6 protein-coding genes are annotated in these 9,126 nt (G+C 62.2%); 3 read left to right on the forward strand and 3 right to left on the reverse strand.

Features of this window, described 5'->3' with window-relative positions; all coding sequences use genetic code 11:
* Positions 1-201: 201 nt before the first annotated feature.
* A complete protein-coding gene (locus SH809_17505; GenBank protein ID MDZ4701513.1) occupies positions 202-3,063 on the reverse strand; it encodes a PVC-type heme-binding CxxCH protein in 2,862 nt (953 codons plus the stop codon).
* A gap of 165 nt (positions 3,064-3,228) precedes the next feature.
* Between SH809_17505 and SH809_17510 the strand changes: the two genes are divergently transcribed.
* Entirely contained in the window at positions 3,229-4,233 is a 1,005-nt protein-coding gene (locus SH809_17510; protein ID MDZ4701514.1) for a nucleoside recognition domain-containing protein, read from the forward strand.
* A 23-nt stretch (positions 4,234-4,256) separates the two neighbouring features.
* Positions 4,257-4,799, forward strand: a complete 543-nt coding sequence (locus SH809_17515) for a spore maturation protein (protein ID MDZ4701515.1) — start codon at positions 4,257-4,259, stop codon at positions 4,797-4,799.
* A 472-nt stretch (positions 4,800-5,271) separates the two neighbouring features.
* On the opposite strand, the gene SH809_17520 is transcribed toward SH809_17515, so the two are convergent.
* Both SH809_17520 and SH809_17525 read right to left on the reverse strand, forming a co-directional pair.
* Positions 5,272-6,750 carry a PKD domain-containing protein gene (locus tag SH809_17520; GenBank protein MDZ4701516.1) on the reverse strand — a complete coding sequence of 493 codons (1,479 nt, stop codon included), beginning with the start codon at positions 6,748-6,750 and terminating at the stop codon, positions 5,272-5,274.
* A gap of 365 nt (positions 6,751-7,115) precedes the next feature.
* A complete protein-coding gene (locus SH809_17525; GenBank protein MDZ4701517.1) occupies positions 7,116-7,415 on the reverse strand; it encodes an isoamylase early set domain-containing protein in 300 nt (99 codons plus the stop codon).
* Positions 7,416-7,640: 225 nt separating this feature from the next.
* Between SH809_17525 and glgA the strand changes: the two genes are divergently transcribed.
* Positions 7,641-9,113, forward strand: coding sequence for a glycogen synthase GlgA (gene glgA / locus SH809_17530; protein ID MDZ4701518.1), 1,473 nt, complete (start codon positions 7,641-7,643; stop codon positions 9,111-9,113).
* The last annotated feature ends 13 nt before the right edge of the window (positions 9,114-9,126 follow it).

The following is a 9,126-nucleotide window of genomic DNA, read 5'->3' on the forward strand; positions in this document are numbered from 1 at the left end:
ATCATGAGCACACCACACCCGTTCGCCTCGATGAGCTCGCGCACAAACGCAAACTCACGTCCTTTTGTGTCGAGCGTACCGATGAGGAGGATGGTGGGCAAGGCAAAAGGCAAAAGGCAAAATGAGAAATGAGAAATGAGAAATGAAACGGCACTCCTCACATCCCAAATGGCTAAATCGACAATCGCTAATCGCTAATCGCTAATCGCTAATCTTTTCCCCCAGCGCCCGCAATTGCTCCCGCACCGGCTCGGGCCAGCCTTCCATCATGCGGTCGTTGATCTGGATCTTCGGCTGTGTGCCCTCGGGGATGTTTTTGGTCATGCTGGCCACCACCTCGGCGGCCAGTGCCGGGTCGAGGCGTTTGAGGGCCATCAGGGCGGCGGCAAAACCGGCCGGCGCATCGCCGGTGGCATGGTGGACGGCCACGCGCGCCAGGACCACCGCCTGGCGGGCGCCGGCGTCGCCTTCGAGAGCGGGCATGCCGTTCGCCGACAGGGCGACGAAAAAGCCCGGCGCATGACGCGCGGCGGCGATGGCGAGGGCGTCCGGCAGCCAGGTGTCGGCCATGTTTTCGGGTAGGCCCATGGCCTGGAGGACGGCCTGGCCGGCGGCGTCGGAAGCCGGCGCCTCGGCAAGCGCCAACAGGGCGGCCTTGCGCACCTGGAAGTCGGCGTCCTGAAGCAGGGGCAGAATGGCTCCGACGGCGTCGGACTTTGGCATCGTCATCAGCGCGGTGCGGCGGACGCCAGGGGAAGGATGCCCGAGGGCCTCGGTCGCGACGGTCGTTGCCTCGGGGGTGGCGCCGTCGAGCGCGCCAAGCCCGTGCAGTGTCCACAACGCGTGGATGGCGCCGACGTTCAGCCCGAGGGCATCGACGCTCGTAGTCCGCACCAGGGCGTACAGCGCCGGCAGGACGTCCCGCTGCCCGCGCTCTACCAGCAGCCGCTGGGCGTGCATCCGCCAGAGCTGGTTGTCATTCGCCAGGGTGGCGACGAGCTGGGCCGGCGTGGCGGTATCCAGCCGGATGGCCTCCTGCGCCGGGGCGTCCTTCCAGCGGATTCGGTAGATGCGGCCCCGCTCGCGGTCGCGCAGCGGGGTGACGTAGGCGTTGTTCTTGCCGGCGTCCCAGTGCTCGCGGAACGGCCCGAGGTTATGCTGCGGGATGAAGTTGTACCAGTCGATCATCCACACCGCCCCATCGGGCCCTACCTCGGCCACGATCGGGACCGTCCACTCGTCGCGACTGCCGACGAGGTTGTACTTGTTGAGCGCCTTAAAATCCGCCCCGACGGCCTCCAGGGCGAACTGGCCGAGGGTGTGCACCGTGGGCTCGCTCACAAACGCCATCCGGTTCCAGTACGACGCCGGGTACTGACGCGCCGTGTACAACGCGTGGCCGGCGGCGCCGGTGTAGTTGCCCTTGTGGTCCCCCTGCCGGGTGCGGGTGGTCACCGGGAAGACGCGCCGGTCCTCGGCGATGGTGCCCAGTCGCTCGGGCGTCCAACCGTTGACGGCACGGTAGTACCGTTCGGGAATGGGCATGTAGACGCTCGGGTTGTTGTTCGCCGTCGAGGCAAACGCGAACCCTTCTTCGCTGAAGCCAAAGCCCCAGGTGTTGTTGTTCGTGCTGCGGAGGTAGTCGAACGCCGACCCGTCCGGCTTGAACCGGTAAAAGCCCTGGCGGAATTCGAGTGAATCCTCCCCGATCTTCCCTTCAAACCCCGAATACCCGAGCACGCCCCAGATCCAGTTGTCGAAACCCCATTTGAGGTTGTTCGGGCCGGCGTGGGTGTCAAACGTCCCCCATCCTGAAAAGAGCGTCTTCCGGACGTCGGCGATGTCGTCGCCGTCGGTGTCTTTCAGGAAGATGGTGTGCGGCGCCTGGGTGACGACGATGCCGCCATCGGCGAAGACGAAGCTGGTGGGGATGCTGAGCTGTTCGGCGAAGACCGTGAATTTATCCGCCCGCCCGTCGCCGTCGGTGTCTTCGAGGATCTTGACGCGGTCGTTGCCGCGGCCTTCCTCTTCGTAGAGGTCGTTCGGGTAGTCGACGGTCTCCAGAATCCACAGCCGGCCCCGTTCGTCCCAGTTCATGGCAATCGGCTTCTGGATGTCCGGCTCGGCGGCGAAGAGCAGGACCTCAAATGCCGGCGGGACGACCATCAGCGGCGCCGAGGCCTCCGGCGACAGCGGCAGCTGCATCTCGCGGGGATTGTGTTCGTTTTCTCGGGTCGAGTTGTATTCCAGCGACGGCAACGCGGCCGAGACGTATTCAAAGGGGGCGGCCGGCGGCTCGGTGTTTACGGCCCAGTCTCCCGCGGCCCAACGGATGCCACTTTCAAGCAGTTGCTGGAAGCCGGCGTTGCCCCACGTGCGTTCGTCATGCCCCCATGCCGTATAAAACACGCGCCCCTTCCCCTGCGTCCGCACCCACGTCCACGGCTCGCGGACGCTGCCATCGACGCGGTACGACAGCACCGTCTTGTCCGGATTGTGGTTGTTGTGGACGTACGTCTCGTCCCAGCTCTCAAACGCCGGCACGCCACGCAGGGCGGGGTGGTCGGGCAGTACATCCTCGGTGCGGAAGGTGCCCGTCCCATGGCTCTCAAACGCCCCGCCAACCAACGCGATGAAGGCTTCGGACGTGCGGAAATTGCCGGCCGCGCTGTGCAGAGGCACGAACCCGCCGCCATCCTCGACAAAGCGCACCAGCGCGCGTTCCGCTTCGGCCGGCATGTCGCCCTCGTAGTTCGCGAACAGCGCGACGACGTCGTAATGTGCCAGGCCCTGATCGTTCAGATCCCGCAGTTCGTCCGTATAGGTGACGTAGATGTCGCGTTCGGAGAGATAGGGAAGCACCTGCAGCAGACGATCGGACGGCGCGTGATGACCGGAGTCGCCCACGAAGAGGACCTGGATCGGGAAGGAGGGCGCGAGGCCGGCCGGTGGCGCGACGGCCGCCGTGGCTTGCGGCGCCTGTATTTCGCTGGCAGTGCCGCAGCCTGCAAGGCCCAAAATTAGTGAGAGATGGGCGATAAATCGAAGGCTGGAATGGGGCATGGCGGGAACGGCCGGACGGAGCAGGCGGATGGTGGCGGGGTGTGTAGTATCCGGGAGAATACGAGCCGGCGAGGCTGCAAGGCAAGTCGCGCGCAAAACGAGTATCTTCCGCCCCTACAGACGATGTGATTAGCACCACACCAATCATCTGATGCTCAAACCTTCATGCTGAACTACATCTGGGGTGGACTGATCGTCCTCAGCCTCGTTTTTGCCCTCGTCGTGGATTTCGGCGAACTATCCCGCGATGTCTACCGCAACGGCCAGCCGCTGCCCGTCACCGTTCTGTATACGGGAGGATATGAGGCGGAGGCGCGGCGATCGGCGGTTGAGGTTCGGATCGCGCCGGATATTGCCCGAGATCGGTACGGGATCGAAGCCGGCCTACCGGAGTCGTTCGAAGGCGTCGTGATCAACACACAGGACGGCCGGCAGCTCCAGTTCGCCCGAGACACGGACCTGCCCGAGCCGCTGGCCACGATTCGTAGCGTCACTTCCGCCCGCGACAACGACCTGCGCGGCGTGCTGGTGTTCGACGGGGTTCTGGCGTTCGACGCCGCGCCGGGCGATACGACCTTCGCGACGGTCGCCTTCAGCCCGGTCCGGTTCGTCCGCCTCCAGCGGATCACCACCGCCGCACTCGACTTCGCCGAGACGGCCGTCACCCTGGCGCTGGGTCTCGTGGGTGTACTCGCGCTCTGGATGGGGCTGTTGCGCATCGCAGAGGCGTCCGGCATGATACACGGGCTGGTGCGGATCGGGCAGCCGGTCCTGCGCCGGCTCTTCCCCGAGATTCCGAAGGACCATCCGGCGATGGGCCTCATCGTGCTCAATCTATCCGCCAACGTGCTCGGCCTGGGCAATGCGGCGACGCCGTTGGGGATCAAGGCGATGGAGGCGCTGCAGGAGCTAAATCCGAAGAAAGACACCGCCACGAATTCGATGGTGATGCTGCTGGCGATGAACACGGCGAGCGTGCAGATCGTCCCGCCGGCGTTGCTGGTAGCCATCATGGGGCTTCAGGTCAACCAGCTCTTCTTTTCGATCCTTATCACGACGTCGTTATCGCTTGCCATTGCCATCGTGGCGGCGAAGACCCTGGGCCGGCTGCGGCGTTACCGATCGACCGACCCCGCCCTGGCCGCCGCGCCTTCCTCTAGTCCATCTTGAGCCACCCGATCACCACACCGGTTATGGAAACCTTTCGCTCCGTACTCGACCTGCTCTCGGTGTTCGTTCTTCCCGCGATCATCGTCGGCTTTCCGCTCTACGGTCTGTTCAAAAAAGTACCCGTCTACGAGGAATTTGTGGAAGGCGCAAAAGAAGGCTTCGGCGTGGCGGTCCGCATCATCCCCTACCTGGTCGCCATCCTGTTCGCGATCGGCATGTTTCGGGCGTCGGGCGCGCTGGATTTCTTCACCGACGCGCTGCGTCCGCTGCTGGCGTTGATCGGCGTGCCGGCGGAAGTCATCCCTATGGCCCTCATCCGCCCCCTCACGGGCTCCGGATCGGCGGCATTGGTGGCGGATATGATCCAGCAATACGGGGAGGATTCGATCCTGGTGAAGATGGCCGCGACGATGTTCGGGTCCACGGAGACTACGTTTTACGTGCTGGCCGTTTACTTCGGCGCGGTCCAGGTCCGCAAGACGCGCCACGCCGTGCCGGCGGGATTGATCGCCGATTTCAGCGCCATGCTCATCGCCGTCTACGTCGTGTTGCTGCTCTTTGGCTGACGCCGTGCCGCCCGATGTGAGACCGGAAGTGAGGGCGGTCGTCTCAATTGGGGCCGTTTCGGATGGCAGGGCCGGCGTCGTGTGCAAAATCAGGCTAAAATCAGCACCCGACCTACCGCGGCGAGTTGGCACGCTTTTCGTTAAAGCCCAGTTCGCCAGAGTATATTTCTCCTTAGCACGAGCTCGATCCTGTAAGATCGGGCTCGTGCTTTTTTTGTGGGCCTTCTCGTCGGACACATGCACCTTAATCTCGGGTCATGCTGCGACCGGGAGCCCAGCTGCGCCGGGCTTTCTTATCGAGCATGAACGTATGGTTAGATTGTAAAATCGTCAATTCCCATATCCCGAGGTCATCCCTCGACAGGCTCGGGATGACCTTACATGCGACAGGCGTAGGGCATAAAAAAAGAGGTTCAAGGTCCAAAGGAAACCCCTTTGAACCTTGAACCTCAAACCTTAAACCCAACCCCTCCTACCGCATCGGCAGCGTATCCGCGCGGCGATACAGTTCGCGGCCTTCCTTGGCGCTGGTCTGGCCAGGCACAAGGCCGAGGCCTTCGCTCAACACGCGGCTCGGCAGGATGCCGTTCTGCATGTAGAACTCCTCGACGGCGCGGGCGCGGTCGGTGGAAAGCGCTGTCGGATTCCGTTCGCCCTGGGCGGCGTAGCCGGCGATCCGGACGTTCAGGTTCGGGCAGTCCTGCAGGATGTTGACGTTTTCCTGGAGGTTAGCGCGGGCCTGAGCCGAGAGGACGCTCGAGTTGGCCGGGAAATAGGCGGCGTTTAGCTCGAGAATTTCCGAGCAATAGGCCGCTTCGGTCGGCACCACCACCACCTGCGTGGTCTGCTGATCCGTTCCGTTGGCATTGGTGATGTTCAGCGTCACCGTATATCGCCCCGGCGTCGTGAAGGTATGTGTGGGGTTCGGCTCGGTGGCGGTGCCGCCGTCGCCAAACGTCCAGGCATAGGTCAACGGGGTGTCGCCCACCACATTCGAGGTGAACGCGACTTCCGTCTGCGTATTCGGGTCCGGCGGGTTGGCCGTGATGGTCACGATCTCCGGCGGGTTCGGGCGGGGGACGACGACGACCGTGTGGACGCCGGTATCCGAGCTGCCCTTGTTCTCCGCGCTGAAGCGGACGGTGTACGTCCCGGGCTGGGCGTACGTGTGGGTGCCGTCGAGCATCGGCGACTCCGTGCCGTCGCCGAAGTCCCAGGTATATGCCACCGGCGGCGTGGCCGTGTCGACGTTCGAGGTGGCGGTGAACATGCCGGCCTCGCCTACCTGTAGCTGCGTCGGGCCGTTGATCATATCGATCTCGACCGGCGTGAAGCGGCGCTTGAGGTTGAACTGGACGCCGAAGTTGGCGCGGTTCAGGAAGTCCATCGCCCCGATACGGTCGCGGTCGATGTCGTCCGTCGCTTCATCGGGCGTCGATCCCGAGGCATTCAGCTCCAGGAAGAGCGACGCGCGGGGCGAGAGGGCGTAGTCGACGCCGAGGCCAAAGAGCGGCCCCCAGCCCGGTTCGTCGAGCGGGTGGTCGCCGCCGATGGCGACGCTGCCGCCGGCCTGGATGTACGGCGTGAACTTCGCCGTTTCTCCGCCGAACTTGTACCGGAGGATCGCCTGGATCGACGAACGCGTCGTGTTGGCGCCCACGCGGGGGAAATTCGTCGTCAGCACCGGGCGGATTACGTCGCCGTAGTCGGCATACTCATACAGGCCGCTCAGGCTGAACTTAGGCGAGAACTGGTAACCCAGTTCCCCGAGCACATTCCAGCCGCCTGTTGTCACGGAAGCATTGTTATCGCCGATATAGTTCGCATATCCCGCGCTTGGCCGAAAGAAGAGCGTGTTGGACGGACGGACGACCAGCTGGCCGTAACTCTCGCCGGCGAGGCCGATGACCAGCGCGATCGCGATCAAGGATTTGGTAAGGGCTCCTTGCATGATATTTTCCGATTGGTGATTGAGTATCGAACCCGGGACGCTCGATTTCGAACGCGCCGGCGGGTTTCGACAAGCCATGCGTCACCAGGGTCGCTGTGTGCACGTGCCTATCACAACTTGCCGCCGCAATCGCCCAGGTGTTGGCCGATTGCCGGGCAAATTCTCCCACATAACGCGGCTACTCCGTTTTTGTTACCGCAATATCCTAAAGTAGTACATTATGATGCAAGTCCATCCTGACGCCGCGCAACGGAATCCGCCGATCACGAGCGGGCCGGTGGGGGGCCGAATAAAAAAAAGACGCAAAAAGTCGAAGCCTTTTGCGCCTGATGGAAGTCAGTGCGAAGCGTCATTCCCCCGAGCGTTCAGAGCTCGAGAACGCTGTTTTCGCAGAAGAACGGATTGGTGACGTAGCGATCCGCCTTATCGTCGTTACGCCAGTGCACACTGTCGATTACGTAGCGAAATTCGTGCGTTTCGCCTGGTTTGAAGGTGATCGACTTGCTCCAGGACCCTTTCTTCGGGTCGAGCTGCATCAGATCTTTCTCCGGATTCCAGTCGTTGAAATCGCCAACGACGGCTACGCGTTCGGCGGCCGCATCGGCCGGCAGTTCGAAGGTCACGCGGATGGTCTTGCCTTTCGGGCTCTGTTTCTTGTCTACCATATCATCGAGTCGTTTATTTCTCAGGAAATAGCTGGTTTATCTCCTGAACGAATGAGTTATGTTGCGGTTTTTCCATGAAAGCGCTTTGCTCCGAATCTTAACAGAAAATTAAGCATCTCGGGGCGTATCGTGGCTCCGCCATAGGGACGCTGTCCAATAAACGTTCCGATCTACCGCCCGACGCCGCCGGCGAACCGGGCTCATTCGCCTCCCCCTTTCAATCGCATGAATATCTGCTTTGCCACCAGCGAATGCGTCCCTTTTGTCAAAACCGGCGGTCTCGCCGATGTCTGCGGCGCGCTTCCACGGGCGCTCGATAGGCTGGGCTGCAACGTCAAACTTTTCCTCCCCCTGTACCAATCGATTCGCACGATGGACCACGGCCTCACCTATGCGAGCGACCTCGGCGAGATGATCGTACGCGTGGGCATGCAGGATGTCGGCTTTCATACGTGGCATGGTACGATCCCGGATTCGAACGTGGATGTATACCTCATCGACTGCCCCCGCTACTTCCATCGTCCTACGCCCTACACGTCGGATCCAGACGAAGACGAGCGCTTCATCCTCTTTCAGTATGCCATCTTCTCCGTCCTCCAGCGATACGCCTGGGCGCCGGATGTCTTCCATTGCAACGACTGGCAAACCGGGCTCATCCCGGCCATCATTCGGCTGAACTACGAGTGGGACGACCTATTCCGGCCGGCCGCCAGTGTCATGGCGATCCACAACATCGGCTACCAGGGACGGTTCAACCCGCTCACATTACTCAAGGCCCGCCTCCCCCAGGAGCACTATTATCCCACCGGACCCTTCGAACTCTTTGGCTCGTTTTCCTTTCTAAAATCAGGCCTCGTATTCGCCGATCTCCTGGTGACCGTCAGCGAAAACTACGCCCGCGAAATCCAGACTTCCGAATTCGGGGAAGGGCTCCAGGGATTACTCGCCTCTCGCCGGGGTGAACTGTATGGCATTCTGAACGGCATCGATGTCGACGTCTGGAATCCGGCCATCGACCCGTATCTCACCGACCATTTCTCGGCCGATGACATAGAGGGAAAGGCGCTCAACAAACAACAGCTCCTGGCCTCCTTTGGCCTCCCGTACCGCGAAGACACACCGGTCGTGGGAATCGTCTCGCGCTTCGCCGACCAGAAGGGCTTCGAGTTGCTCCATCCCATGATGGAGCCGTTCCTCCGAGCGCACGACGTACAGTTCGTCGTTCTCGGCAGCGGCGAACCCCGCCACGAGCGATTTTTCTCCTGGCTCCAGGCGACATTTCCCACCCGGGTCGGCGTGTATATCGGCTACAACGAGCGTCTGTCCCACCTCATCGAAGCCGGCAGCGACCTCTTCCTCATGCCCTCCCGCTATGAGCCGTGCGGGCTCAACCAGATGTACAGCCTCGTTTACGGCACCGTGCCGGTCGTCCGTTATACCGGAGGCCTGGCGGACACCGTACGAGATAGCGACGGCGAGCCGGCCACGGGCAACGGGTTTACGTTCGACTGGTTCACGTCGGAATCGGTCTACGACTCGCTAGTCCGCGCCCTTGAAGCCTACCGTACCCCCGAACGGTGGCGCACCATCATGAAACGCGGCATGAACGCGGACTTCTCCTGGGAGGCCTCGGCGAGGAAGTACCTGGCGCTTTACGAAAAAGCAGTCGATACGAGGAGGATGCACACTCTAAAGTGAAAAGTGAAAAGTG

The organism is Rhodothermales bacterium (assembly GCA_034439735.1).
In the GTDB taxonomy this organism is placed as follows: domain Bacteria; phylum Bacteroidota; class Rhodothermia; order Rhodothermales; family JAHQVL01; genus JAWKNW01.

What these genes read in the sequence shown, in the direction of transcription:
- SH809_17525 (MDZ4701517.1), bottom strand. Translation starts at nt 7,415, where the DNA reads ATGGTAGACAAGAAACAGAGCCCGAAAGGCAAGACCATCCGCGTGACC.
- SH809_17510 (MDZ4701514.1), top strand. Translation starts at nt 3,229, where the DNA reads ATGCTGAACTACATCTGGGGTGGACTGATCGTCCTCAGCCTCGTTTTT.
- SH809_17515 (MDZ4701515.1), top strand. Translation starts at nt 4,257, where the DNA reads ATGGAAACCTTTCGCTCCGTACTCGACCTGCTCTCGGTGTTCGTTCTT.
- glgA (MDZ4701518.1), top strand. Translation starts at nt 7,641, where the DNA reads ATGAATATCTGCTTTGCCACCAGCGAATGCGTCCCTTTTGTCAAAACC.
- SH809_17520 (MDZ4701516.1), bottom strand. Translation starts at nt 6,750, where the DNA reads ATGCAAGGAGCCCTTACCAAATCCTTGATCGCGATCGCGCTGGTCATC.
- SH809_17505 (MDZ4701513.1), bottom strand. Translation starts at nt 3,063, where the DNA reads ATGCCCCATTCCAGCCTTCGATTTATCGCCCATCTCTCACTAATTTTG.